1 protein-coding gene is annotated in these 251 nt (G+C 50.6%); it reads left to right on the forward strand.

Going from position 1 to position 251, the window contains the following annotated elements; genetic code table 11:
- Positions 1 to 251 (forward strand): cation-transporting P-type ATPase (locus KVT27_RS25560; protein WP_217582269.1); only part of this gene is annotated, 251 nt, incomplete at both ends.

Raw genomic sequence — 251 nt, forward strand, 5'->3', positions numbered from 1 at the left:
GGCAGGGAGAAGCGGGTCGTAATGAACTAACGGAAGGGAATCGCGTATCTCCGATTACGCTGTTATTGAATCAATTCAAAGATTTTATGGTGCTGGTTTTGTTAGGGGCGACCCTCATTTCCGGCTTGCTGGGCGAATATTTAGACGCCATTACGATTGTCATTATCATCGTGATGAACGGTATCCTCGGTTTTACGCAGGAATTTCGCGCCGAGCGCTCTCTGCGTGCGCTGAAGGAGCTGTCGGCCCCT

This window comes from Lysinibacillus sp. GbtcB16 (genome assembly GCF_019091145.1).
Taxonomy (GTDB): Bacteria; Bacillota; Bacilli; order Bacillales_A; family Planococcaceae; genus Lysinibacillus; species Lysinibacillus fusiformis.